Below are 24,868 nucleotides of genomic sequence, written 5' to 3'. Positions count from 1 at the left end.
TCGGATGCGACCACTTCATTACTCACCATCCAGACTCATCACACAGCAACAGTGTCATTTAAAGATGTTCAGCCACTGCACACGAACCAGCATATAGCGCAAGTCGAGCAGCCGAAAAGCATTGATTAGATCAATACACATTTAGCCTAGACTAACCTTAATAATCTAGTATCATCAACCGTGCCGACATTCGACACCATCGGACCACAAAAGGGAATTCGCATGGGATCCTTTAGGCGCATTCTGAAAACCCTATTCACAGCGAAAAACGAACAGCACTAGCCTACAAGTTCCCTGACTCACCAAAGATGACTACATGAAACCACAATTCAATTTGTTGTCGTTAAGCTTAAGCTTCGCTTTGCTGCTTAGTCCGATCGCCGCATTTTCCGCAACGAGCTTTCTGGACGATAGACTGCTGCCATTCAACGAAGCCGCTGTGGTCATCGACGGTGCCTCTGGGCTTCCCATCGCCGCTGACTTTCGCAATGACCTACACAACTTCGTCGACGAGCATGACGCAACAATCGCCTTTGATGTCGTCGATGGTGATCTCGCTGCAGAACACACTCATTTAGCTATTGCCACAGGTAGTGATGCACCCGACAACCAGGTTGCACAATGGTTAGCGGGAACGAGAAATCCGCAGCCCTTTGATCCACAAAAAACCAGAACCATTACCAGTTTTTCTCGCCTGAATAGCGATGACGTTCGCGGAATTTATTACCTCAATGGACCACCAGATATCAAAGAGAAATTTGCAGATCTAGCACACGAACACGGATACACTACCGTGCCAACGGATGATGGTTCATTGTTGGCAACAATTCCAACCCCGGTGAAACTGACGGCCGTAATCATTGGCTTATTGACTTTTATCCTTGCCGGGCTGCATGTCATTCTCGGCAGTCGCCGTTATGCAATCCACAATGTGCACGGGTTACCGCACAGCTTCAGCATTTTCGGTGATTGGCGCTCCAGCGTCCCCGCGATTGCTGGCACCGCCGTGGTAGTTAGTGCTGGCACCACCTTCTTCCTTCACGGCTACAATGGCTTCGCACAATGGCAGCTCTATTCCGCAAACGTGTTTATCTTCGCAGGCATGGGAGTTTTCTGTGCTGTAACAGGTTATGTTGCAGCATTTGTCGTCATCACACGCACCAACGTTCTTGGTGCGCTCAAGGGCAACCTTGTTTCCCGCCCACTGTCTTTTTCCGCCCATGGCATTCGCATCGTCGCACTGTTTTTTGGCTTAGCGTCAATCGCATCACTTGTCATGTTTATCCAGGAAGCCAACCGTCATGCGGAATATTCTGAGGAATGGGCCAAGCGTAGCGATGTATTCAGCACTTTAGTATCCGGCGGAATTGGCGATGATATGAAGCAATTGGGGCCCGAATTACGCAGGCTCGATCACCAGCAAAAACTACTATTCATCAATAGCTTCTGGCAGTCTTCGTTAGAATTTTCCACAACCGGTCGGATACTGGTGAACCAGGAGTTCGCGCGACAAGAAACCCCGATTTCTGAGGAAGTACTTTCCGATGCTGCCAAGAAAAATGAAACTATTATTTATCTTCCCGCAGCAGCTGATGCAGCAGTAGTGACAGAAATTCGCGAAGGTCTCGCCGGGGAAGCAGAATTCGCAGAGAACACCGACTACGATCCTGTACAACACACCAGGGTCGAATACCATAGCCAACCATTTACGGTTTTTGATTATTTCAATCCTAGCGGTTCGCTGACTAAGTCTCCATTGCTGCATTCACCAGAACTCGTAATTTTGCCTCCTGGCTTGCAGCCGCTCAGCGACCACAACATCAGTGCAACTCTCACCCGAACCGAAATTCTATTCACTGACCACGGTGCCGTAGAACAATTACGCCATGAATCTCCTGCCGGAAAGTACGTCTTAGCCAGCCGCCCCATGATTGATTATTGGGGGAAGTCCAACAAGTCGCTATATTCTGATCTGCGCAACACGACTTTTTCCACACTGGTGGCGATATTCATTATCATCATTGCCGCAATTTCTAGCACCGTGCTGTTTTTCAACCGCCGCCACCACCAACTCCGGGTTTATGAGATTCTGGGCTATCCCGTAGTACGAAAATTCCGCGGGTTAATTATCACAGAACTTCTCTATGTGTTCGCCATTGCTATCTGGCTAATTCACAGGTATTTCTCGTACCAAGATTATCTAGCCATCAATACCCCGATGAGCTGGATATTACGTTTGGAAGCACCGTCGATTTTTACTGCCCTATCCGTTTTTGCCATTCCCGTTTGCACCACACTTACTGTATTTTTCACCATCATTGCACGTGAACGTGCCCAAATCCGCCACCGCACGTAATGCCTAGCTAATGCCGCGCTGATGCCGAGCTACCACCTCAAAGCCTGCTACCAGAAAAGAAATCGCCCATGCTTGAAATCAAAAATGCGAATAAAAGTTTCGGCCCGAAAGATCTATTCCGTCATTTCACTGCCACAGCTGCTACTGGACGTATCACCGCTCTAACAGGAATTTCCGGGTCTGGAAAATCCACTCTGCTTAATTGCATAGGTGGACTCGATACTCTGGACTCTGGCTCTATCGAATTTGCAGGCACCGCCATCACCGGACTGTCGAAAAGCAAACTTCGAGCCTTGCGACGGAATACCATCGGTTATTTATTCCAGGATTACGCCCTCATCCCCGAGCAAACCGTACGCAGCAATCTTATTCTTGCACTTCCGCGCGACCAGCGAACTCTGCTGGGCAGCGCTAGAAAGCCGGGGCTGCACGCTATCGACACAACCTTAACCGCGGTAGGCCTCGAAGGTTATGCGTCCCGGGAAGTATATGCATTATCCGGTGGTGAACAGCAGCGCGTCGCTGTTGCCAGGCTACTGCTGCGCACCCCCTCGCTCATTCTTGCCGACGAACCCACCGGCGCTTTAGACGCTGCCAACCGCGACGTCGTGCTCAAGCATCTTCGCACTCTTGCCGACGACGGCGCGACCGTAATCATCTCCACGCATGATCCCGCCGTCACCGAATTCAGTGACGCAGAAATACAGCTCTAACTGGCTATAGCTCACGCGTGCCACGCAGCACCGGCAGTGCTTTCCGGGCTTTCGCTATTTCGCCAGCAATATCGTCGAGCTCCACATACAAGATCTCGTCGTCGTAACCAGCTTCGGCTAACAATTCTCCAGTAGGACTCAGCACCCGCGAATGCCCCAGCCCGGTCGGGCCGGATTTTTCCCCACCTTTATCTGCACCACCGGGGCGGGCTTGACCAGCCGCCAGTAGATACACCGTGGCATCGAGTGCCCGGGCGCTCGTCAACACCCGCCATTGCTCCAGCTTGCCCGGGCCATCCGCCCAGCTAGTAGGCAGTACAACCAGCTGGGCACCATCATCGGCCATCTTTTTAAATTGCTCCGGGAATCGCACATCGTAGCAGGTCGCTACGCCAACTTTGTGCCCTGCAACATCGACCACCACGGTGCTCTCCCCCGGGCGCACGGTATCGGATTCGCGGTAGGCGAAAGCATCGAAGGTGTGGATCTTGTCATAAAACTCGCTGCTGCCACCGCCTGTAATGAGGGCGGAGTTGTATACACGGTTGATGGTTTTCCCGTCGACCTCCACCGTATCGGCGGGGCGGAACATGCCGACGACGACGGTCACGCCGCGTTCGTCGGCAAGCGTGGTGATTTCTTCTACGAAATGCTCGGCATATTCGTTGGCGTTGCCGTCCAGGCGCCCGGCGTCGAAGGCTTGAAACGTCGCCTCCGGCAGCACGATCAGCTGCGCGTCGCTGTCTGCGGCCTCGGTAATTTTATCTTTGGCCAGTGCCAAATTCGCTTGCACGTCGGGTCCAGAGGTCAGCTGTACTAGTGCGATCTTCATGGTGCCAGTCTAATAGCGCGCCACCACGCTGTATTGTGGATAACTCCATTTATCCACAGGCATGGCTCGCATCGGCTGGCCGGGATGCACCCGAACACGCAGAATCGCACCCATGAACTTTCTGCAATTCACCGATTCTGCACTTGACTTACTCGCATCGCACGCCCGGCATGGATTCGCCCCGCGCATCGCAGGTGCGGCTTCCACGAACACAGCGGCTTCCACCCCAACCCTGGCTGCGCTGCGTCATGCGGAAGGCAGCTGGTATGACACCGCCGTGGACATCGATAGTCGGCTCCAGGCCCACCTCACAGAGATGCGCGGAACCTTCTGCGCACTCGCTGAAGACGACGAGGCCATGGCGTATCACCTCAACCACACGCTGTCGGCATCGAAAGGATACTGATCATGGCTCTCACCACCGCCGCACAGGCCAGCATGACCACTACCGCGCAAGAAATGTACTCCGCTGCCGCCGGAATCCGCTCCCGCGCCAGCGCCCTCGAGCACGACCACCAGCAACTTTCCGGTGACATCACCAGCATGGTGGGTTTAGAGTTCGACGGCGATGCAGCCAGAGCCGGTATTGCTCGTGCCCGTGAGATCATCGACACCATCACCACGGCAACGCGCAACATGCGCACCATCGCCGGGATCGTAGAAACCTTCGCTGGGCACATGGAATGGGCCGAGCGCCTGGAACGCATCGCGACCGCAACCATGAATGCGTTACCTGCCGGCCCGGCGATATCACAAGTACTGCAGGCCATTCAGCTCATCGGCAAAAGTATCGATGCCGCATGTGCCTTATCCATTGAGGCCGCTTGTTTCGGCTCGCAGCACCTGCCGCACCGTTTGGGAGATTTTTTGCCCTCCGCACTTGGCGGTTCCCGACCTGACGGTGCCGTCGACCTGGACATTGATGATATTCACACTATCCAAGCCTGCCGTGCGCCCGATCCGCTCTTAGCGCAAACCGTGGATCACCCTGATCTCCGCTTGTTGGAAGTATCCGATAAGCACTGGGCAGGCATGGTCGGCCCACCGCCGGAGGAGACCGATAACCTGGTGGTATTCGTTCCCGGCGTGGGCTCGGACGGCAATGAAAGCATCGGTGGACAAATCGAGCGCGCCCGCACCCAAGCAGCGGCGATGGGCGGCACGGGTGTGGTCTACGGCTACGATGCCCCAGATCAATTGCTCACCGGTACGTCTACAGGCGCAGCAAAAACCGCGGGGCCGCAGTTGCGGGAGTTTCTTGCCGACGTCGACCAGCGCTACCCAAACCACCACGTCACGGTCGTCGGCTATTCCTATGGATCGGTGGTGGTCGGCAACGCAGCTGGTGGCCAGGCACCGATGCGTGCCGACGACGTGTTATTCGTTGGTTCGCCTGGCACGGGTCTGGCCAGCACAGAAGAAATGAACCTGCGGGGTGATAATCCGCAGGTTCATGCTGCCCGGCGCGCACTAGATCCGATCAGCGGGATGGCTTATTCCAATGGCGGGTTATTTGGGGTAAACCCAGCCGCACCCACCTTTGGTGCCCAGCCGTGGCCTGGAGAAGGGGTTCGCGATCACAGCGGGTTTTTCAATGATGAAGCCTACCTCGACGGTTTTGCAGAACTCGCGCGCCGCCGGGGCTTGGCCGGGCCGCAGTAACCAGGCCACTAATTTCTGATAAGGGCTCAGTGCGACGGGCTCTCTTTGGCTATCCCCAATTACCTCTGAACTATCCCCGTTTATGCTCGTCCACGTCCACGGCGCGATGAGCGCGGCTCCCACATCACCACAGCGGATGACCGGGGAACGTGTACCAGCTCTCCCTTGCGTGCATTTGTAGGCGCACGGTTTGCTGTGGACGCAGCGCGCAGCTGTCCGCGCAATTCTTCGACTTCTGCCGCTAACGCGTCACGCTCTTCGGCGAGCGCATCACGTTGTTCGGTCAGTTCAATGATGGCTTTAATTCCGGCCAAGTTAACGCCATCATCTTGCGATAATTGCTGGATCTTGCGCAGCATCGCGATGTCACGCTGCGAATACCGGCGCCCGCCACCACGGGTGCGCGCGGGTGAGACCAGCCCCATCCGGTCATAGGTGCGCAGGGTTTGCGCATGCATGCCGGATAATTCAGCCGCCACGGAGATAACGAAGACCTCGCGATATTCTTCACGGAATTCCTCGTGCGAATCGTTCGCCATGGTGTTGTCACCTCCTGTGGTTGCTTGTCGTTATTTATTTGGGTTTCCGGCCCAACCGGCGCGGGCATCGAAACCGGAATCTTTTTCTGCTTGTGCGTAGGTGCGCAAGCTGGATTTTGCGGCATCATCCAAATTCGTCGGCACCGTGACCTGAACTTTCACGTGCAAATCACCGTGTTTTCCTGAGGATTTCGGTATGCCGCGCCCACGAACCCGCAGGGTGCGGCCGTCAGCAGTACCTGCCGGGATTTTCACGCGAACCGGGGCATCCAGGGTCGGCACCGTGATCGTGTCGCCGAGTGCTAGCTCCGCAAAGGACACCGGCACCGTGACCAGCAGGTCATCGCCTTCGCGGGAAAAGACCTTGTCTTCCCGCACGCTCACGGACACAAACAGGTCGCCGGATGGTTTGCCTTGCGGCCCGGCTTCGCCCTGGCCTGCCAAGCGCACCTTTTGCCCGTCGACGACTCCCGCCGGGATCCGCACGGTAATCGAACGGGTCCGGTTCACGGTTCCGCTTCCCGAGCAGGTCTCACAAGGGTCGGGGATCTTGGAACCAGTGCCGTCGCAGTTCGAGCACGGCTGGGAGAATCCGAACGCTCCCCGGTTTTCGCTGGTGTAGCCGGTGCCGTTGCACTGCCCGCAGGTGGCGTGTTTACCGGATTTAGATCCGGAGCCGTGGCAGGTAGTGCACGGCGCGTTGCCCCGCAACTCTAGCGGGATCGTCGTGCCTTTCGCAGCTTCTCGAAAGTCGAGCGTAATGGAGGTTTCGACGTCGGCGCCCCGCGTCGGCCGAGCTTGGTGCCCACCAGCACCGCCGCGGTTAAAGAGGCCGCCGAAGATGTCACCCAGACCGCCGTCTTCAAATGCTCCTCCAAATCCGCCAGCCCCGGGCGCCCCGCCCGAGAAGAAGCCGTCTTGGCTTTGCGACGAGCGGCGAAACCCGCCGGGAAAGCCGGCGCCTCCAAACCTGCCGCCACCGGCACGCAGCATCGCTTTGAACTCGTCGTATTCCTTGCGCTTCTTCTCGTCGCCAAGCACATCGTAGGCAGAAGCGGCCGCCTTGAACTTGGCCAGTTTCTGCTCGTCGTCCGGGTTGGTGTCTGGGTGGTTTTCCCGGGCGATTTTGCGGTAGGCGCTACGGATTTCAGCTTTTGAGGCATCGGAGGAAACGCCTAGGTCCCCGTAATAATCCTTATCGGCCCATTCACTCTGGGACATGGTTCGTCCCCTCCTTCCTCATTGTTTACTGATTGTCGTCTGCCTGTGCGGACTCGTCCGCACTAGACTGTGCGCCTTCCGGATCAGCGATGATCACCATGGCGTTGCGCACCAGGCGGTCTCCCACCTTGTAGCCCTTACGCAGAACCGTGCCGACGACTTGTTCGCCACCGCTGGAGAGATCCTGCACAGCTTCGTGGATCTCCGGGTCAAAAGCCTCACCTGGTTCACCGAAGGTCACCAGGTTCTGACCCTTCAAGGTTTCGCGGAACTTGGATCCGAACTTCTCCAGAGGGGATCCTTCTTCCAGGTCACCGTGCTGTTTGGCCAGTTCCAGATCATCCAGGATTGGCAGCAGTGCGGACAAAACCGAAGCCTTCGCGGACTCAGAAACGCTCTGGCGCTCCCGGTCGCTACGGCGGCGGTAGTTGGTGTATTCCGCATTCAGTCGCTTGAGATCATCAGTGCGTTCATCGAGCTCGCGCTGCAGTGCCTGTTCAGGAGTTTCGGCTTCTGCTGCTTCGTCTTCAGCAGTGCTGATTGGCTCTTCGACCTCGTCAACCTCTGGTTCCACTGCGACGTCGTCGGCAAGACCCTCTGCTCCGGCACCACCGGAAGGCTGCCCGGTTTCTTGCTGGGTTGCCTCGGCGGCATCCGCGGCGGCTTCTGCCTGTGCGGCAGAGGTAGCCTCCGGGTCGGTCGCGTCCGGGGAACCGGGGTTATCCGGCATCTCATCCCGGTTGCTCATTTACTTGTCACCCTTTGCATTCTCGTCGGAGTTGTCGGCATCGTCCTCGTCGACAACTTCAGCGTCGACGACGTCATCGTTGCCACCAGCCTGGCCGGCGTCGCCATCAGCCTGGGCCTGCGCGGCTTCAGCCTCGTACATAGCCTGGCCCATAGCCTGGGATTCGGTGGACAGCTTCTCGACGGCGGACTTGATGGCCTCGATGTCGTCGCCCTTCAGTGCCTCGTCAACGGCATCAGCGGCTTCGGTGACCTTGTTCTTGGTCTCTTCATCGATCTTCTCGCCGTTCTCGTCGAGGAACTTGCGGGTCTGGTAAGCAGTGTTTTCCGCGTTGTTGCGGGTCTCCTGCTCTTCACGACGCTTCTTGTCTTCCTCAGCGTGTGCCTCGGCGTCCTTCACCATCCGATCGATTTCTTCATCGGACAGGCCGGAGCCTTCCTGGATCTTGATGGTGTTTTCCTTGCCGGTACCCTTGTCCTTCGCGGAAACGGAGACGATACCGTTGGCGTCGATGTCGAAGGTGACTTCCACCTGTGGGACACCGCGTGGAGCTGGGGCGATACCACCGAGTTCGAAGGATCCCAGCAGCTTGTTGTGCTGCGCCATCTCGCGCTCGCCCTGGAAGACCTGGATTTGCACGGAAGGCTGGTTGTCTTCCGCAGTGGTAAAGGTCTCGGACTTCTTGGTTGGGATGGTGGTGTTGCGCTCAATCAGCTTGGTCATCACACCACCCTTGGTTTCGATACCCAGCGACAGTGGGGTGACATCCAGCAGCAGAACATCCTTGACGTCACCGCGCAGGACACCTGCCTGCAGGGCAGCACCGGAAGCAACGACCTCATCTGGGTTGACGCCCTTGTTTGGCTCCTTACCGGTCATTTCCTTAACCAGTTCAGCGACCGCTGGCATACGGGTGGAACCACCGACCAAAACGACGTGGTTGATGTCGCCGATGCCCAAGTCTGCGTCCTTGATGACTTGGTTGAATGGCTTCTTGGTGCGGTCCAGCAGATCCTGGGTGATCTTCTGGAACTCGGTGCGGGTCAGGGTCTCGTCCAAGAACAGTGGGTTCTTGTCACCGTCGACGGTGATGTATGGCAGATTGATCGATGCCTGCTGTGCCGAGGACAACTCGATCTTGGCTTTTTCAGCAGCCTCACGCAGACGCTGTAGGGCCATCTTGTCCTTGGTCAGGTCAATGCCGTTGGTCTGCTTGAACTTCTCTGCCAACCAGTCGACGATGCGCTGGTCCCAGTCGTCGCCACCCAGGCTGTTGTCACCGGCGGTAGCAACTACCTCGACGACGCCGTCGCCGATTTCCAGCAAGGAAACGTCGAAGGTGCCGCCACCCAGGTCGAATACCAGGATGGTCTGCTCTTCCTTGCCCTTTTCCAAGCCATAAGCCAGTGCGGCAGCGGTTGGCTCGTTGACGATACGCAGGACATTCAAGCCTGCGATCTGGCCGGCTTCCTTGGTGGCCTGACGCTGTGCGTCCTCGAAGTAAGCAGGAACAGTAATAACAGCGTCGGTGACGTCTTCACCCAAGTAAGCTTCCGCGTCCCGCTTCAGCTTCATCAAGGTGCGAGCCGAGATTTCCTGCGGGGTGTACTTCTTGTCGTCGATTTCGGTGGTCCAGTCTGTACCAATGTGGCGCTTGACCGAACGAATAGTGCGATCAACGTTGGTAACCGCCTGGTTCTTGGCGGACTGACCAACCAGGATCTCGCCGTTCTTTGCGAAAGCGACGATCGATGGGGTGGTGCGAGCACCTTCCGAGTTCGCGATAACCTTCGCTTCTCCGCCTTCCAAGACGGAAACAACGGAGTTCGTGGTTCCGAGGTCAATACCTACTGCGCGTCCCATTACTGAATTCTCCTTAGTGCGAATTGTGCGTTCGAATTACGTGAAACTACTGAACTTGATTGTCAGTGACTCAACTACAAGCGAGACTGTAGCAGACGGTTTTTCGTCATGCCAACTTTCTTGAGTCAACCTCACTCACCTTTCATAACCAATCCCGCTCAGGTTTTATTCCGGGCACGGAAAAATCGCAAAAAACCCCACGAAAAGGGTGAAAAATCACACGTTTCCAAAATTCCCATCACAGTCAAAAGTGTGAGTAGAGTAGCCGATAGGTGGCATAAGTAACTGCCATATTCTCCGTACACATTGCTTCTCAAATACGCACGAGCGCCCGAAGTCAGCCAGATTTCCCGGTGCTTCCAGGGCTGATTGAGACCTCGATAACCGAGAACAACTGAGAAGGACAAATAATGACTGCAAACGACACTGCTTATACTCCCCCACAAGACAGCCAAGACGTCGAGGCTTGCGTCGACGCTGCAGTAGAGCGCGCGCATGAGTGGCTGAAAGTCACCAAGGGCGAGTCCTCGCGTTCCACTGAGCAGCTCGCAGACATGGTGCGTGACCCGGATGGCGTCAGCTTCACCATGGACTTCGTCGACCGCGTCATGCGCCCAGAAGACAATAAGGTCGCCGCACAAGCACTGGCTGAGCTGGCAGAATCCCCAGAATTCCTGAGCAAGATCGACGCCCTCATGGTCGGCGCCGGCGGCTTTTTCGGCCCAATCCTGCCTAACCTGGTTATGCCGGTCGCTCGTCGCCGCATGCGCCAGATGGTCGGCCACCTGGTGTTGGATGCAGAGTCCGACGCCCTGAACAAGATGCTGGACGACGCAGCTGAGCGCGGCCAGGATCTGAACCTGAACCTGCTGGGCGAAGCCGTACTGGGTGAAGAAGAAGCCAAGTCCCGCTTTGACCGCACCATGGAATTGGTACGCAACCCACGCGTTACCTACGTTTCGGTCAAGGCTTCTTCGCTTTGTGCCCAGCTGAACCACTGGGATCACGATGGTTCCGTGGAGCGTTTGAAGGACCGTCTGCGTCCGATGTACCGCGAGGCCATTAGCCGCAAGCCGCAGGTCTTCATCAACCTGGACATGGAGGAATACCACGACCTCCACCTGACCATCCGCTTGTTCAAGGAACTCCTTTCCGAAGACGAGTTCAAAAACCTGGAGGCTGGCATCGTCGTCCAGGCATATTTGCCGGATGCTTTCGAAGCTTTGCAGGAACTTGCAGAATTCGCAGTTGAGCGCGTGAAAAACGGTGGTGCTCCGATCAAGGTGCGCATCGTCAAAGGCGCCAACCTATCGCTGGAGCGCGTTGAGTCCGAGGTACACGGCTGGCCACTGGCTCCTTACCTGTCCAAGGCAGAAGTCGATGCCAACTACATCCGTCTGCTGGACTACATCCTGCGTGAGGAATATGCCGACGCCATCCGCATTGGTGTTGCTTCCCACAACCTATTCACCATGGGCTTGGCCGTAGAACTGGCCGAAAAGCGTGGCGTATCCCGCCAGATCGATGCCGAGATGCTGGCAGGTATGTCCCCAGCACAGGCCAAGGCTGTCCACGACGTCGTTGGCCGTCAGATCCTGTACACCCCAGTTGTGCACATGAAGGACTTCGACGTTGCCGTGTCTTACCTGGTGCGTCGTCTGGAAGAAAACGCCGAATCGCAGAACTTCCTCTACGCTCTGTTCGCGCCGGACGAAGCCAGCGACAAGGGCAAAACCCCAATGCAAGATCAGCAGGAACGCTTCCATGCGTCCGTGCGTGATCGTTGGAAGACTTTCGCTGGCCAGCGTCGTCAGCAGAACCGCAACAATGAAACCGGCCGCCAAACCCCGAACACTGGCCGTTTCATCAACGAGCCAGACACCGACCCATCTCTGCGCGCGAACCGCGAATGGGCTTTGGAAGCTTTGGCGTCCAACCCAGGCGAGCACGGCGTCAAGTCCGTCACCGAAACCTCCGAGGTTGATGAGGCCATCAACACCGCAGTGGGTCTTGCCGACGACTGGGCAGCCCTATCCGGCGCTGAGCGCTGCGAGGTCCTGAACTCCGTCGGCGATGAGCTGGCAAAAGCCCGCGGCAAGCTGATCTCCGTCGCTGCGTGGGAAGCTGGCAAGGCCGTCGATCAGACGGACCCAGAAATCTCTGAGGCCATCGACTTCGCTACGTACTACGGCCAGCAGGCTATCGCCCTGGATCGCACCCAGTCGGTATTCACTCCGAACAAGCTGACCGTCATCGTTCCGCCATGGAACTTCCCAATCGCGATCCCAGTCGGCGGTATCACCGCTGCTCTGGCTGCTGGTTCCGCGGTCATCATCAAGCCTGCTCCGCAGGTAGTGCACTGTGCCAAGGTCGTCGTCGACGCCGTGCGCGCCGGCCTGGAAGCCGCTGGCCAGAACCCTGACCTGGTACAGCTGGTCAACGCCGACGAAGGCGAAGCTGGTAAGCACCTGATCTCGAACGACAAGACGGATGCTGTCGTTTTGACCGGCGCCTCCGATACCGGTGCGCTGTTCCGTTCCTGGAAGCCGGAGATGAACATCTACGCCGAGACTTCCGGTAAGAACGCCATGATCATCACCCCGGCCTGCGACCCAGACTTGGCTGTGCAGGACCTCTACAAGTCCGCCTTCGGCCACTCCGGCCAGAAGTGCTCGGCATCCTCGCTGGCGATCCTGGTTGGTTCGTTGAAGGATTCCGACCGCATCAAGAACCAGCTGGTCGACGCCGTCAAGACCCTGAAGCCAGGCTTCGGTACTGACATCTCCGTCACCATGAATGGTCTGGTCGAAGAGCCAACCGAGAAGCTCTACCGCGGCCTGACCTACTTGGAGCCTGGTGAGAAGTGGCTGCTGAAACCAGAGAAGCTGAACGAAGAAGGCACCCTGTGGTCGCCTGGTATCCGGGACAACGTGCAGCCGGGTTCCTGGTACCACCAGAACGAGTGCTTCGGTCCAGTCCTGGGCATCATGTACGCCGAGACCCTGGAAGAAGCCATCGAATGGCAGAACTCCACTGGCTATGGCCTGACCGGCGGCATCCACTCGCTGAACGACGACGAAGTCGAGTACTGGATGGAAAACGTCGAGGTTGGTAACGCTTATGTCAACCGCGGCATCACCGGCGCTATCGTGCAGCGTCAGTCCTTCGGTGGTTGGAAGAACTCCGTACTGGGACCTGGCGCGAAGGCTGGTGGACCAAACTACGTCCGTCAGTTCGGTACCTGGTCCGAGGGCAAGCTGGAGCACCACAAGGTGGAAATCTCCCCACGGATCACCCGTCTGCTCAAGGACCTGTCCGAGCGCTTGGACTCCCAGCTGTCTGACGACGACATCAACTGGCTGTGGCGCGCTGCCGAGCTGGATGCGAAGAACTGGCACAACGAGTTCGGCCGCTCCAACGACTACACCGGTCTGGTATCGGAGGCCAATATCTTCCGTTACCGCCCATTCTGGGAGCGCCTGCGCGTGCGCGTCGGCAAGGGCTACAAGCCACGCGAGGTAGCACGCCAGATCCTGGCTTCCGAGATCACCGGCGTGAAGCTGAACATGTCTGCAACCCGCGAGATCGCCGAAGAGCTGCAAGACATGGGCTTCGAATGCCAGGTCGCTAACACCAATGAGTTCGCTGCTGAGCTCGGCGGTGTGCCATCGACCCGCGTGCGTGCTATCGGTGAGGTAGAGCCAGAGGCTTACCGTGCGGCCGTGAAGTCCGAGTCCGTCATCATTGACTGGGAAGTTCTTGCCGACGGCCGTCGCGAGCTGCTTCCTTACCTGCTGGAGCAGGCTGTGTCTGTGACGATGCACCGCTTCGGCATCGTCCGCCCAACCGGCCACATCCAGCGTTAAGTTCACGCACTAAGTTAGCTGCGTAGACTTCGCAACGCCCCGGTACCCTCCGGGGCGTTTTTGTTTGCCCTAGTAAGTTATAGTCAACGTTGTGACTAACCACGATGACACTTCTGCCAGTGCCAGCAGCGAAGGCCAACCAGCCGAAATGGCATCACGCCCTGCCAGCCCGGCCAACCAAATCACCGCGAATGATGGCGCGGCACCAGAGCCCGGGCTGAGCAATATTACGCCGGACCGAAAAACCCCTGTGGTAGTCGAGGATGTAGACCGCTCTGTCATCTGGGCACGTGATGGGAAAACTATGGCCGCATGGGCATGGCGGATGATTATCTCTATCGCTGCCCTGGCGCTGGCTCTGGTCATCGTGTACTTCGCCTGGAGGGCGATCCTTCCCGCGATTCTGGCAGTTTTGGTGACTTCCTTGCTGGCACCAGTGGCGAAGCTGCTAAAGGCTGTGAAGTTCCCACCAGCCTTAGCCGCTTTAACCACGTTGTTGGGCTCTATCGGTGCAGTCGTCGGTATTTTTGCCGCGATGGGCCCGACGATTCGCTCCCAGGGCTCTGCTCTGGTCAATGAGGCGGAAAATGGCGCGCGCGAACTGCTATCCATGACGGACCGGCTGCCGTTTGAGGTAGACGTCAGCAAAGTTTCGGAATTTTCCGATAGCATTGTGAAATTCTTGCGCAATCAGTCTGGCACTATCGCTTCGAGCCTGGTCTCGGGCGTTTCGGTGGCCAGCACGCTGGTAATCACCATCGTGATCATGTTCGTGCTGACGTTCTTTTTCCTCAAAGATGGTTCGAAGTTCCTGCCGTGGCTGCGCCAATACACCGGCCACGATATCGGCTGGCATGCCACGGAGTTACTGACCCGCGTCTGGAACACCCTCGCAGGTTTCCTCCGTACCCAGGCGGTGGTTTCGTTTGTCGATGCCATCTTCATCGGTTTGGGCTTGTGGATCCTGAATGTGCCACTGGCATTTGTACTAGCGACAATTACATTCTTCGCTGGCTTCATCCCCATCATCGGCGCTATTACTGCCGGTACCTTAGCCGTCATAATCGCGCTGGTGTCCAACGGTTTGACCAATGCTCTGCTGGTTTTGGGCTTGATTATTTTGGTGCAGCAGCTGGAAAGCAACATCTTGCAGCCGGTACTGCAGTCGCGTTCGATGGGGCTGCACGCCGCAATCGTGTTGCTGTCTATCACTTTGGGTTCTGCTCTGGCTGGCATTATTGGCGCGTTCTTGGCGGTGCCAATTGCCGCTACCGTCGCGGTAATTATGCGTTACCACTCGGAGATGGTGGGACTGCGTGCCGGTGACCTGACCATCGACGACATCGAAATCGCTTCCAGTGAGGACGACGAAGATGCGAAATCGTCGTTATCTGCCTTCGTCAAGGTGAAACAAGCGCTCACGGATATGGTTACTCGTGCGCGCAAGACCCGCCAAGCAACCAACAACTAGCCACTAAGCAGTTAAGCTCGGCACCATGACAACTCATGCATCTCGTTCTGGCCTGCCGACGATTCTCCTCGACTGTGATCCTGGTATCGATGATGCCTACGCGCTGTTTTATCTGTCTGCGCTGCACCATACACGCGAAATCAATCTGGTCGGGGTGACCACCACCGCCGGAAACACGACGGTGGACAACACTGCCCGTAATGCCGCTTGGGTGCTTGGCCACTGCTCCCCCACTGCGCCTCGGGGTGCGCCAGCAGGTACAACGTCAATGCATGCGGCCGCAATCTCCCCAGTCCCTGTTGCTATGGGCCACCCCACCCCGCTAGAACTCGAGCTGGAGACCACCCCGGAAACCCACGGGCTGACTGGTTTGGGTTATGCCACCAGCACCTGGCCGGGGACCATGGGCAGCGATGCCCCTGGCCACGGGGTGCGCTTGGGCTCACAGTGGCGGGAAGTCTGGGAGCATGCGCTACGTACGCATGACGACGTCCACCTAGTCGTTACCGGCCCCGCCACCAATGCCGCAATATTTGCGCAGGAGCACCCAGAGCTGTTCGCGAGGTTTTCTGCCATCACGGTGATGGGTGGTTCTCTCAATTATCCGGGCAATACGACCCCGACTGCCGAGTGGAATTTCTGGGTCGACCCCCACGCCGCGCAAAAGTTATTCGAGGTGGCCCCCGTTCCGGTCACCCTGTGTTCCTTGGGCGTTACCGAGCAGATGCTGCTCACCCCGGCACGGCTGCGGGAGCTACAAAATCAGATGCCCGGCACCACGTGGTCTGGGCTGCTAGAAGAGATCACGCGGTTTTATTTTGAATTTCACGATGGCGTCGGCGAAGGCTACCAGGCACAGATTCATGATTTGCTCACGGTCATGATCGCTGTGGGTGCCGTCGATACCATCAGCACGAAAACGCGCGTGGCTGTCGAGGCGGAATCCGAGCTGTTCCGTGGCACCAGCGTCGCGGATTTTAAAAACCACTGGGGCCGGAAGCCCAACGCTCGAGTGATCCGTGAGGCAGATATTTCGGCTGCCTTCGCCGAGCTTAACCGTGCCGCACGACTGGCCGCGGGTTACCTGCGCTGAAATAAAATCCACTAAGCTTGAGCGTCATGAACTCGCAGGATCACGGATACAACAAATACAGCGCCTACGATAACGACGGGCTGCCGAAGCAGGATTATTCGAAATATTCGAACAATTCAGGTTATTCTTTCGATGCTGCTAACAATACTGGGAACTATTCCGCGCATGATGCCGGACAGTACAGCCCTGCACAGCACAACAACTATGGCTACCAAGGCCAAGGTATGCAGCAGAATATCCAGTATGGTGATCCGCAGCTGCCGTACCCTGGGTACAAGCAAAAATCTATGTTGCTGTCCGCGCTTTTGGCCTTTTTCTTAGGCACGCTCGGCGTACACAATTTCTACCTGGGTAATAAGCAAAAGGGTATTATCCAGTTGGTGATGCTCGTGATGGGCTATGCAACAGCGATTATTTTGATCGGCATTCCAGTGCTCTTGGCTCTGCATCTCTGGGTGTTCGTGGAGTTTATTCTCATTCTGACCCGCAGCGGTGGCTACGGCACCGATAATAACGGCGTGCCGCTGGACTAGTTCTCAATAGCAGCCGCTACACTATTGCACGATATTGCACGATCAAGTCGTCCTTCGGCACGATTTGTTGTCCGTCCTCCCGAGGTGACATAGGGATACCGGGCGGATTTGCGTGTGTAAATAGCATCGGCCCACCACAGCCTGTGCATTGTTGATCCGCTAGAAACGAGTATTCATGTCACCTGCGAAATCTTCGTCCTCATCTTCCCCCTCTTCCCGCTCCTTTGCCGGGTCCTCTCCCCGATCCTCTGGCAGTCCCACTCGTAACGCACTGATCCTGCGCTGGTTGGGTGTCGCCGCCATTGCCGCAACCTGGCTGATCCTGGTTTTTGCGCGCCCGACAGAATGGGAATCCGTCGGCTCCACCGCCGCGTTGTTCACCATGGGTGGATACTTGCTCGGCACTGTTTTGCTGCTGATTTCCACCGTGCCGTATATCCCGGCGCGCACACTCGCGATTATTCCGGTGGCGTTGGTGCTTAATATTCTCGTCGGCCAGATCATCGGCGCCTCTGGTATTCCGCTGTACCTCGATGCCGTCGGCACGGTGCTCATCGCGGCTCTCGCCGGGCCATATGCGGGCTTGGCGACGGGCGCTCTCAGCAACCTCATCTGGGCTTTAATTGCCCCTGCTGCCCTGCCATTCGCAGCGGGTTCGGCTGCCGTCGGCTGGATGTCCGGTGTGGCCATCCACAAATTCGGGGCATTCCGCCAGCTGTGGCGCTTGATTGTCTCTGGTGCGATCATCGGCATTATCGCTGGTGCGATCGCCGCGCCCGTCGCCGCCTTCGTCTACGGCGGTACCGCGGGTGTGGGTACCGGCGCGGTGGTGTCCTTGTTCCGCGAGATGGGCCAGTCGCTGTTGGCTTCGGTAACGTTGCAGTCGTTCATCTCGGACCCGCTGGATAAGATTTTGGTGCTGCTCATCGTCTGGGCTGCCTGGAAGGCATTGCCGAAGCGCACCCTGCGCCAGCTGCTTCCTCCGCAACACCGCGATGAAGCAGAGCACAGCTAGTACGGCTCAGGTGCCCGTCGGCAAGCCAGTGCATTTTTTGCACCCGCTCACGGTCATCATTATTGGCGTATCCGCGTGGGTGGCCGCATTGTCTATTTCCTGGCCGCTGCTGCATGCCGCGATCATTGCCTTGGGTTGGCTCGCGGGTATTGCTGGTTCGCGCAGCTTAGCGGTCCCGGCGACGTCCATCGCGTTATCCATTCCCGCGGGGTTGTCGATGCTGCTGGTGCACGCCCCGCACGGCGAACACCAGATCGCACCGTTGCTCACTTCCGACGGGCTGGTTACCGCGGGTGAACTCGCGCTGCGTTTCTGCGCACTCATGACTTCCCTGCTGGCAGCTATGGCGAATGTACACATCCCGGATCTGCTGAAAACTCTCCAGCACCTCGGTCTGCCCCATTCCGTCGTCTATGTTTTGGGCGCCTCTTTGCAGCAGCTCCCGCAGGCCAGCGCTTTAATCAGCGAAGTCGCCGCCGCCAACCGCTTAGCTGGGCGCAAAGTCACCCTCACCACCGTGATTCCTCGCATGATCATCCCCGTGATCACCCGGCTTTTAACCCGGGGCGCCGACCGTGGAATCGCTCTTCAGGGCATGGGGTACGACGCACCTGGCCGGCGGACTGTGCTTTACCCGGTCCACGCACACCGCTGGGAGATCTTATTGCGACTCACCTTCCCCGCCGCAGCCATCGGGTTGGTGGTATTCGCATGGATATAAACGCGTTACACCGGCAAGTCTGCACCGAAAAATTCAGCCACATCATGCTTGCCGACGACCATGACACCGCAAACAATGATGCCTGGCAGATCGCCCACACTTATTACGAATTTCTGCGCGGCGAACCTGCACCGGCTCCCCGTGTTGTGATGCTGGGTTATGAGATTGGCTCGGTGGTGTCACACCAGCGCGACACGGTCATCGAAGAAATCGCGCAGCCCATGGAGCAGCAAGGGATTGCAGCTGCAGACATGGAACCACGCTGTCAAGAAATTTTGCGCCAGCTCGGGCTCGAAGAGTTCGCGCATGCTCACCCCGCGCAGCTCTCGGGTGGGCAGACTCGGCGGATGCTGGTGGCCAGTTTTTTAGCTGCCTGCCCGGATGTCATCATCGCCTGCGAACCCGCAGCGGGGCTAGATCCAGATTCCGCCCAGTCGGTTTTAGCTGCGTTGCGCAACTTCGCCGTAAGCGGTGCCGGGATGGTGTTGTGCCTGGACTATCAGCGTTCCGCCGATCGCGAGCAATTCCGTTTGCCCCGTCTCCGTCTGCCCCGCCTCCAACCTGGCGCCATCGTCGCGGAGTGGTCCGGAATCCGCGCCCGTCATCGCACACCAAAGCGACGCTGGTGGCAGTTTGCGAAAAACACTAATCCCGCACACGAGTTTTCTAGTGAGCCGGTGGATCTCCAGGCTCGTGCCGGTGCGGTGTGCTGGTTACGCGGGGATAATGGCGCCGGAAAAACCACCTTGCTGCGGCAACTCGCTGGCATCACCGCGAATACCGGTGCAGATACCAACCCCGATGCCCACGCCGCGCCCAACCCCAAAGCAACGGTCTCGCTGGCGTTGCAGGATCCGGCAGCGCAGGTGCTGGATGCGTCGGCAAGCGCCATGCTGGACGACGACACACTCTGGAAAATCATCAGCCCCCACCCGGATACCACCGCGCACCCTTCCCCAGAGTTCACCGGCGATACCCACCCGTTGGATCTCAGCCCGTCACAACTGCGCTTGCTACAGGTGGCTGCGGTGATCGCGCAACGTCGGCAGGTGGTGTTGCTCGACGAACCGGATGTCGGGCTCACCCCGGCTGATCGCAGGCGGCTGCACACCCTGTTGCACGAATGCCTTTCCGGTGGAGCGGTGGTGATCATGACCTGCCACGATCCCACGTTATTACAGGATGTGGCAACGTATGCGGAGGTTACCGAAGCAAAAATCGCGCGAGCATCCGGCTAGGACGCAGGACTAGAGCATCCGGCTAAGATGGCGGTATGAGCACCCCGTTCAATCAGAGTGATGCGTCGATGCGCCTGTCGGATGCAGACCGCGACCAGGCGATGAACGCCCTGGGCCACGCCTTAGCGGAAGGCCGTTTGCAGATCGACGAATTTGACGATCGGTGCGCGGCCGTCGCCCAGGCGCAATACCAGCGCGACCTGGATCAGGTATTCGTGGATATCCCGTTTACGCAGCAAGCCACCGGCGGCGCCGTCGAGAAGTACTATTCCGAATCCCAGGTGCAGCGCGCACGAGAGGCCGCGAAAAAGCCGCGGCTGGGCACGTCGATTCTGACGTCCCTGGCGGGCATGATCGCGTTTCCGGGTTTCGTCGCGTTGGCCTTCGAGGCGGGAAGCACCGGCACTGCGATGTTGTTCGGCGGGCTGGCGATGCTGACGGCTTTCGTGGTGCCAGCGGTGTGGATCGCGCTGTATATTCTGAAAATCGGGCCAGACTCGTGGCACCGCCCCTCGCCTGCGCAACTGGAGCGGCAGCGTCGCAAAGAATTACGCGCGGCCGAGGCTGATCGCCGCGCCGAGGAAAAAGAGCTGACCCGCCAGCAGTGGGCGGAGCGCCGAGCGCAAGCTGCAGAATTGGGCGGCGATGCTTTCAATGTGGCGCAAAAAGCAGCGCGTGAACAGTTGAACAAATGGAAAAAGCGTTAGCGTTTTTGGCAAGATGGAAGAATGAGTCATCCACGTCACCCTGCGCGCATTTTTGATCAATCCGACAAGATCAAGAATATGGCCTACGCGATCCGTGGCCCCGTCGCGGATCTGGCCGAGCGCATGGAGGCGGACGGCCACCGCATCCTGAAGCTCAACACCGGCAACCCGGCGACCTTTGGTTTTGATGCCCCGGATGTGATCATGCGGGATATGATTTCGGCATTGCCGACCGCCCAGGGTTATTCCACTTCCAAGGGCATTATTCCGGCGCGGCGGGCGATCGTCACCCGCTATGAGTTGGAGGATTTCCCAGCGTTCGATATTGACGATGTCTTTTTGGGCAATGGGGTTTCTGAGCTGATCACCATGACCACCCAGGCGCTGCTGAACGACGGCGACGAGGTGTTAATCCCGGCCCCGGATTATCCCCTGTGGTCGGCGGCGACCTCCCTGGCTGGTGGCGTTCCCGTGCACTACCTGGGCAATGAGGACGACGACTGGAACCCGGATATTGAAGATCTGAAGTCCAAGATCACCCCGAAGACCAAGGCACTGGTGATCATCAACCCGAATAACCCCACGGGCGCGGTGTATTCGCGTGAGGTGTTGCAACAGCTGGTGGATATCGCCCGCGAGCACCAGTTGCTTTTGCTTTCCGACGAGATCTATGACCGGATTCTTTACGACGACGCCAAGCACATTTCCACCGCGTCCTTGGCACCGGATCTGGTGTGTATTACTTTTAATGGTTTGTCGAAGGCTTACCGTGTGGCCGGCTACCGTGCCGGCTGGATGGTAATTACTGGCCCGAAGCGACACGCCTCTGGTTTGATCGAAGGCTTGGAGATGCTGGCTGGTACCCGCTTGTGCCCGAATGTGCCAGCGCAGCACGCGATCCAGGTAGCACTCGGTGGGCAGCAATCGATTTACCAATTGACCGGCCAAGGCGGGCGGTTGTTGAAGCAACGCGATATTGCTTATGAAAAGCTGAGTGAAATCCCGGGCGTGTCCGTCGTCAAGCCCAAGGGTGCATTGTATTGCTTCCCGAGGTTGGACCCTAATGTGCATGAGATTCATGACGACGCGAAGCTGATGCTGGATATCTTGAAACAAGAAAAGATTCTGATGGTGCAGGGCACAGGATTTAACTGGCCGCACCCGGATCACTTCCGCGTGGTCACGCTGCCGTGGGCGTCACAGCTCGAGAATGCGATTGAGCGCTTGGGTAATTTCTTGGCTAGTTATCGGCAGTAGCATGGTTCTTTCGCTTGTCCCGCCAGATCGCTACCGGGAAATTGAGGACCAGCAAACCGATAAATGAGCCAACAAAAGCCATCACGGTGCCGATACCTTGTTGGCTTGCCACTCCGAATGATTCCAAATACGCTTCGCCGAAAGCAATTCCCGAGGACATCGCAAGCGGTGCGAGAAAACCACCCAATAAGGGGATCGCGCACCACATGTTAATCATGATGGAAACTCCCCCTACGCTCAGAATGCAAAGCGCAATCTGCCAGTACGGATAGGTTCCCGGAAAAGATCCCGCTCCTTCTAAACCTGGGCTAGCCGACCAGCTTAGCCAGGCTGCAGCAAGCACAGGCCCCAAAATAAAACCAGCGAACCAACGGCTCAATAAAAATACGGAAAACGGCCATTTCAGTTGGTCTATGATATTTCGGTTTTCTACAGAGAAACGGAAAGCAAGATATAACGCCAACAAAGCAGTTGCAGTAGGCAAAACAACCGCAAATCCTGCGATATTGATAAATCGTTCTACGTGAAAGTCCATTTTGTCCTCAAACTTTGCTAAAGGTTATCACGCTGAGCAAAATTAACCACCGCGAAATATGACTCACGTGCGGAAATTGGCGTTGCCCGCAAATAGCATAGTAGTTTCACTGGGCGTTACCCTCTATTCTTGGCTTGTTTTTGCGAAACTTCCATATCGAAAGAGGGAGATTGACCACTATTAAAATTAGAGTGCCAACAACAGAAGTGTAAGCCGTTGCTAAACCGCTAATATTGTCGGGCACAGTAGATTCAATAACAACGAACACTGTAGCCATTCCCATCGTAATTCCCAATGGCACAGTTATCCCAGGTACGAGCAAAAGACGGTTCTTAAGATTAAGTATTACCGAGATAATTATTGCAGTCCCAACTAGCCCGAATGCTTGCCAATACGAATATTCACCCGGGGGGCCGATACGGGGCATATTATTTTCTACATACCCAGACCAACTTAACCAAGCAAAAGGTAAAATAAGTCCCACACAATAACCTGGCACCCCAGATTTTAAGACTTTTGCAAAGCCTTCCCAATATGAATAGTTTTTCAATTCATCTGAAGGCAACTCTTGAAAGAGTGCATATCCTACAGCGACTCCTACGGACATAGGTAGCAAAAGAAATATACCCGACCAAATCAAGAAAAACTGTAAATTAAAGTTCTCAATATCATCTAGTATTAATCGATACCCATCCCAACTTACATGAACATAGGCATTGAGAGTCATTAAACCCCGGCTCAGAACCATCCAAACCATCCCGTTCAGTCCCCGCCGCCTGTTCACCCTGGACATGCCCATAAACCACACCATCTTCACTCGATAACCCCTGCCCCACCGCAGCGGGAGAAACCGCACCACCGAAACACAATACCCCGACAGCCACAGTCGAAACCATTCTGCGTCGAAAAACGTTTAACATGGCTCAAATAACTTTTTTCTATTCTAATGATTAAGATCATAGTAAAGCTTTCTATTCAGATAGCAATACCTTTCAACAAAAACAATCAATAAAACCAAAAACAACACCCCTGACTACCCCCATTATTCACAAGTAGTCTCGCAATTAGGGATGGTTAACAGTGAAAATCCATCTCCCGCGTACCTCTTATCCAATCCGCGCGTGCTCTCGCGGGTTTTTCACCTTGTACAGCAGCGCCAGGCCTAGAGCCAGGATCGTCGCAATCGCTAAAATAATCGCGATATTACTGTGGAACACCGCCAAAAAGATACTGATCAACACCGGCGCGAGAAAGGACACGCTGCGCCCGGCCGTGGCATACAGGCCGAATAATTCCCCGGCTTTTTCTGGTGGGGCAATTCGCCCAATAAATCCACGCGACGACGCCTGTGCAGGCCCAACGAACAAACAGAGTCCAAGACCGAAAATCCAAAATGCCAGCGTCGGAGTGATCGGCCCACGCTCTTCACTAAAAACGAGCAGCACCACGGCCGTCGCCAAAAGTGCCCAGAGACTCGCACTGATCACGAATTTAGGCCCCAGCCGGTCATCCAACCAGCCGCCCAAAAACGCCCCGAGCGCAGAGATGACGTTTCCCGCGATGCCGAAAATGATGACATTGGCCGGGGAGATGCCGTACAGCGTTGTGCCCAGGATGGCGCCATAGGCGAAGACTGCAGAAAGGCCATCGCGGTAGATCGCCGAGGACACCAGGAACCAGAAAGTGTTGCGGTCGTCGCGCCACAGTCGAACGATGACTGCGAGCAGGCGCCGGTAGGATTGCGCGATGCTGACGTGCTCAATGGTATTTTTATCTGCGGTTTTTTCTTTGTGGAGCAGCAGCGGCAGCGCGAAAATTAAAAACCAGGCGGCAGATACCACGGCGACGGCGCGAATATTCAACGCTTCGTCTTCCCCAATACCAAAAATGTGCGGCGGTTCGCCCGCGATCAGGCTCAGGTACACCAGCATCAACAGCCCAATACCGCCCAGATAACCAAAGCCCCAGCCGATCCCAGAGATCCGCCCCATGTTCCCTTCGCGGGCGATGTCGACGATCATGGCGTTGTAGTTCAGGTTGGCGAATTCGTCGAAAAGCGTCAGGGCAGCCAACAAGCTCACCCCGAGCAGCAGAAATCCTGGTTCTGGCTGCACAAAGAAGCACGCCGCCATCAGCCCCACCACCAGCACGGTGTGCACGATCAGCCACAGCTTGCGCCTGCCGGTTTTATCCGCGCGCTGCCCGATCACCGGGGCGGTCACCGCAATAATGATACCGGCGATAGCGTTGGCGCTGGTCAGCCACTGCGTGCCGCGTTCGTCGGGGCCGAAGACGTCGGAGGCCAGGTAGGTGCCGAAGACGAAGGTGACCATCACCGCCGACACCGAGGCGTTGCCCCAACTCCAGAGGAACCAGCTGGCAATCATGGATTTGCTGGAGGCTGGGGCGGGTTTCGTCGAGCAGTCGGCAGAGTCCGCGGTAGTGGCAGTCATATCTTATGTATACCGAAAGTTTTTCGGTGCCTTTCCACGACACCC

Annotated in this window: 21 protein-coding genes; 13 read left to right on the top strand and 8 right to left on the bottom strand. The window is 56.9% G+C overall.

From position 1 onward, the window contains the following. Window positions 1-316: 316 nt before the first annotated feature. Both L9H78_RS01325 and L9H78_RS01320 read left to right on the top strand, forming a co-directional pair. Window positions 317-2,356, top strand: coding sequence for a hypothetical protein (locus L9H78_RS01325; RefSeq protein ID WP_249620249.1), 2,040 nt, complete (start codon window positions 317-319; stop codon window positions 2,354-2,356). A 68-nt stretch (window positions 2,357-2,424) separates the two neighbouring features. Then, window positions 2,425-3,069, top strand: a complete 645-nt coding sequence (locus L9H78_RS01320; protein WP_249620248.1) for an ABC transporter ATP-binding protein — start codon at window positions 2,425-2,427, stop codon at window positions 3,067-3,069. A 4-nt stretch (window positions 3,070-3,073) separates the two neighbouring features. On the opposite strand, the gene L9H78_RS01315 is transcribed toward L9H78_RS01320, so the two are convergent. Next, window positions 3,074-3,901 carry a carbon-nitrogen hydrolase family protein gene (locus L9H78_RS01315; protein ID WP_249620247.1) on the bottom strand — a complete coding sequence of 276 codons (828 nt, stop codon included), beginning with the start codon at window positions 3,899-3,901 and terminating at the stop codon, window positions 3,074-3,076. 112 nt (window positions 3,902-4,013) lie between these two features. Between L9H78_RS01315 and L9H78_RS01310 the strand changes: the two genes are divergently transcribed. Beyond that, the gene (locus tag L9H78_RS01310; RefSeq protein ID WP_249620246.1) at window positions 4,014-4,307 is read left to right on the top strand and encodes a hypothetical protein; all 294 of its coding nucleotides are present in this window, start codon (window positions 4,014-4,016) and stop codon (window positions 4,305-4,307) included. Window positions 4,308-4,309: 2 nt separating this feature from the next. Continuing rightward, a complete protein-coding gene (locus L9H78_RS01305; protein ID WP_249620245.1) occupies window positions 4,310-5,563 on the top strand; it encodes an alpha/beta hydrolase in 1,254 nt (417 codons plus the stop codon). Window positions 5,564-5,643: 80 nt separating this feature from the next. Here L9H78_RS01305 and L9H78_RS01300 read toward each other — a convergent pair whose 3' ends face one another. The 4 genes from L9H78_RS01300 to dnaK are packed head-to-tail and all read right to left on the bottom strand — an operon-like array spanning window position 5,644 to window position 9,934. After that, the gene (locus L9H78_RS01300) at window positions 5,644-6,102 is read right to left on the bottom strand and encodes a heat shock protein transcriptional repressor HspR (RefSeq protein WP_249620244.1); all 459 of its coding nucleotides are present in this window, start codon (window positions 6,100-6,102) and stop codon (window positions 5,644-5,646) included. Between the two features lie 30 nt (window positions 6,103-6,132). Continuing rightward, window positions 6,133-7,323 carry a molecular chaperone DnaJ gene (dnaJ, locus tag L9H78_RS01295; RefSeq protein WP_249620243.1) on the bottom strand — a complete coding sequence of 397 codons (1,191 nt, stop codon included), beginning with the start codon at window positions 7,321-7,323 and terminating at the stop codon, window positions 6,133-6,135. Between the two features lie 25 nt (window positions 7,324-7,348). After that, window positions 7,349-8,071 (bottom strand): nucleotide exchange factor GrpE, encoded by a 723-nt coding sequence (gene grpE, locus L9H78_RS01290; protein WP_126856462.1) that lies wholly within the window; start codon window positions 8,069-8,071, stop codon window positions 7,349-7,351. Beyond that, window positions 8,072-9,934, bottom strand: coding sequence for a molecular chaperone DnaK (gene dnaK, locus L9H78_RS01285; RefSeq protein ID WP_249620242.1), 1,863 nt, complete (start codon window positions 9,932-9,934; stop codon window positions 8,072-8,074). It abuts the gene before it with no gap. Between the two features lie 410 nt (window positions 9,935-10,344). Between dnaK and L9H78_RS01280 the strand changes: the two genes are divergently transcribed. The 9 genes from L9H78_RS01280 to L9H78_RS01240 all read left to right on the top strand — a co-directional run bounded on the left by L9H78_RS01280 (window position 10,345) and on the right by L9H78_RS01240 (window position 21,835). Continuing rightward, window positions 10,345-13,800, top strand: coding sequence for a proline dehydrogenase family protein (locus L9H78_RS01280; RefSeq protein ID WP_249620241.1), 3,456 nt, complete (start codon window positions 10,345-10,347; stop codon window positions 13,798-13,800). A 91-nt stretch (window positions 13,801-13,891) separates the two neighbouring features. Next, complete coding sequence (locus tag L9H78_RS01275) at window positions 13,892-15,271, top strand: AI-2E family transporter (protein ID WP_249620240.1); 1,380 nt, start codon at window positions 13,892-13,894, stop codon at window positions 15,269-15,271. Between the two features lie 25 nt (window positions 15,272-15,296). Continuing rightward, entirely contained in the window at window positions 15,297-16,364 is a 1,068-nt protein-coding gene (locus L9H78_RS01270) for a nucleoside hydrolase (protein WP_249620239.1), read from the top strand. A gap of 26 nt (window positions 16,365-16,390) precedes the next feature. Next, entirely contained in the window at window positions 16,391-16,897 is a 507-nt protein-coding gene (locus L9H78_RS01265; protein WP_249618191.1) for an NINE protein, read from the top strand. Between the two features lie 175 nt (window positions 16,898-17,072). Beyond that, window positions 17,073-17,912, top strand: a complete 840-nt coding sequence (locus tag L9H78_RS01260; RefSeq protein WP_249620238.1) for an ECF transporter S component — start codon at window positions 17,073-17,075, stop codon at window positions 17,910-17,912. Further along, the gene (locus L9H78_RS01255; RefSeq protein WP_249620237.1) at window positions 17,893-18,633 is read left to right on the top strand and encodes an energy-coupling factor transporter transmembrane component T family protein; all 741 of its coding nucleotides are present in this window, start codon (window positions 17,893-17,895) and stop codon (window positions 18,631-18,633) included. The genes L9H78_RS01260 and L9H78_RS01255 overlap by 20 nt, the downstream gene beginning before the upstream one ends. After that, complete coding sequence (locus L9H78_RS01250; RefSeq protein WP_249620236.1) at window positions 18,624-19,871, top strand: ATP-binding cassette domain-containing protein; 1,248 nt, start codon at window positions 18,624-18,626, stop codon at window positions 19,869-19,871. The genes L9H78_RS01255 and L9H78_RS01250 overlap by 10 nt, the downstream gene beginning before the upstream one ends. A 35-nt stretch (window positions 19,872-19,906) precedes the next feature. Further along, complete coding sequence (locus L9H78_RS01245; protein WP_249620235.1) at window positions 19,907-20,578, top strand: DUF1707 SHOCT-like domain-containing protein; 672 nt, start codon at window positions 19,907-19,909, stop codon at window positions 20,576-20,578. A gap of 21 nt (window positions 20,579-20,599) precedes the next feature. Then, entirely contained in the window at window positions 20,600-21,835 is a 1,236-nt protein-coding gene (locus tag L9H78_RS01240) for a pyridoxal phosphate-dependent aminotransferase (RefSeq protein WP_249620234.1), read from the top strand. On the opposite strand, the gene L9H78_RS01235 is transcribed toward L9H78_RS01240, so the two are convergent. The 3 genes from L9H78_RS01235 to L9H78_RS01225 all read right to left on the bottom strand — a co-directional run bounded on the left by L9H78_RS01235 (window position 21,819) and on the right by L9H78_RS01225 (window position 24,823). Beyond that, the gene (locus tag L9H78_RS01235; RefSeq protein WP_249620233.1) at window positions 21,819-22,370 is read right to left on the bottom strand and encodes a hypothetical protein; all 552 of its coding nucleotides are present in this window, start codon (window positions 22,368-22,370) and stop codon (window positions 21,819-21,821) included. The two genes, L9H78_RS01240 and L9H78_RS01235, sit on opposite strands and share 17 nt — an antisense overlap. A 106-nt stretch (window positions 22,371-22,476) precedes the next feature. Further along, complete coding sequence (locus L9H78_RS01230; protein WP_249620232.1) at window positions 22,477-23,097, bottom strand: hypothetical protein; 621 nt, start codon at window positions 23,095-23,097, stop codon at window positions 22,477-22,479. A 379-nt stretch (window positions 23,098-23,476) separates the two neighbouring features. Further along, window positions 23,477-24,823, bottom strand: coding sequence for an MFS transporter (locus tag L9H78_RS01225; protein ID WP_249620231.1), 1,347 nt, complete (start codon window positions 24,821-24,823; stop codon window positions 23,477-23,479). Window positions 24,824-24,868 lie beyond the last annotated feature (45 nt).

This window comes from Corynebacterium pseudodiphtheriticum (genome assembly GCF_023509295.1).
GTDB lineage: Bacteria > Actinomycetota > Actinomycetes > Mycobacteriales > Mycobacteriaceae > Corynebacterium > Corynebacterium pseudodiphtheriticum.
The sequence above is the reverse complement of the archived record's forward strand: the minus strand, read 5'-3'. Positions and strand labels throughout refer to the sequence as shown.

What these genes read in the sequence shown, in the direction of transcription:
- L9H78_RS01230 (WP_249620232.1), bottom strand. Translation starts at nt 23,097, where the DNA reads ATGACTCTCAATGCCTATGTTCATGTAAGTTGGGATGGGTATCGATTA.
- L9H78_RS01255 (WP_249620237.1), top strand. Translation starts at nt 17,893, where the DNA reads ATGAAGCAGAGCACAGCTAGTACGGCTCAGGTGCCCGTCGGCAAGCCA.
- L9H78_RS01280 (WP_249620241.1), top strand. Translation starts at nt 10,345, where the DNA reads ATGACTGCAAACGACACTGCTTATACTCCCCCACAAGACAGCCAAGAC.
- L9H78_RS01305 (WP_249620245.1), top strand. Translation starts at nt 4,310, where the DNA reads ATGGCTCTCACCACCGCCGCACAGGCCAGCATGACCACTACCGCGCAA.
- L9H78_RS01270 (WP_249620239.1), top strand. Translation starts at nt 15,297, where the DNA reads ATGACAACTCATGCATCTCGTTCTGGCCTGCCGACGATTCTCCTCGAC.
- dnaK (WP_249620242.1), bottom strand. Translation starts at nt 9,934, where the DNA reads ATGGGACGCGCAGTAGGTATTGACCTCGGAACCACGAACTCCGTTGTT.
- L9H78_RS01250 (WP_249620236.1), top strand. Translation starts at nt 18,624, where the DNA reads ATGGATATAAACGCGTTACACCGGCAAGTCTGCACCGAAAAATTCAGC.
- L9H78_RS01235 (WP_249620233.1), bottom strand. Translation starts at nt 22,370, where the DNA reads ATGGACTTTCACGTAGAACGATTTATCAATATCGCAGGATTTGCGGTT.
- L9H78_RS01245 (WP_249620235.1), top strand. Translation starts at nt 19,907, where the DNA reads ATGAGCACCCCGTTCAATCAGAGTGATGCGTCGATGCGCCTGTCGGAT.
- L9H78_RS01225 (WP_249620231.1), bottom strand. Translation starts at nt 24,823, where the DNA reads ATGACTGCCACTACCGCGGACTCTGCCGACTGCTCGACGAAACCCGCC.
- grpE (WP_126856462.1), bottom strand. Translation starts at nt 8,071, where the DNA reads ATGAGCAACCGGGATGAGATGCCGGATAACCCCGGTTCCCCGGACGCG.
- L9H78_RS01260 (WP_249620238.1), top strand. Translation starts at nt 17,073, where the DNA reads ATGTCACCTGCGAAATCTTCGTCCTCATCTTCCCCCTCTTCCCGCTCC.
- L9H78_RS01300 (WP_249620244.1), bottom strand. Translation starts at nt 6,102, where the DNA reads ATGGCGAACGATTCGCACGAGGAATTCCGTGAAGAATATCGCGAGGTC.
- L9H78_RS01325 (WP_249620249.1), top strand. Translation starts at nt 317, where the DNA reads ATGAAACCACAATTCAATTTGTTGTCGTTAAGCTTAAGCTTCGCTTTG.
- L9H78_RS01265 (WP_249618191.1), top strand. Translation starts at nt 16,391, where the DNA reads ATGAACTCGCAGGATCACGGATACAACAAATACAGCGCCTACGATAAC.
- L9H78_RS01240 (WP_249620234.1), top strand. Translation starts at nt 20,600, where the DNA reads ATGAGTCATCCACGTCACCCTGCGCGCATTTTTGATCAATCCGACAAG.
- dnaJ (WP_249620243.1), bottom strand. Translation starts at nt 7,323, where the DNA reads ATGTCCCAGAGTGAATGGGCCGATAAGGATTATTACGGGGACCTAGGC.
- L9H78_RS01315 (WP_249620247.1), bottom strand. Translation starts at nt 3,901, where the DNA reads ATGAAGATCGCACTAGTACAGCTGACCTCTGGACCCGACGTGCAAGCG.
- L9H78_RS01320 (WP_249620248.1), top strand. Translation starts at nt 2,425, where the DNA reads ATGCTTGAAATCAAAAATGCGAATAAAAGTTTCGGCCCGAAAGATCTA.
- L9H78_RS01310 (WP_249620246.1), top strand. Translation starts at nt 4,014, where the DNA reads ATGAACTTTCTGCAATTCACCGATTCTGCACTTGACTTACTCGCATCG.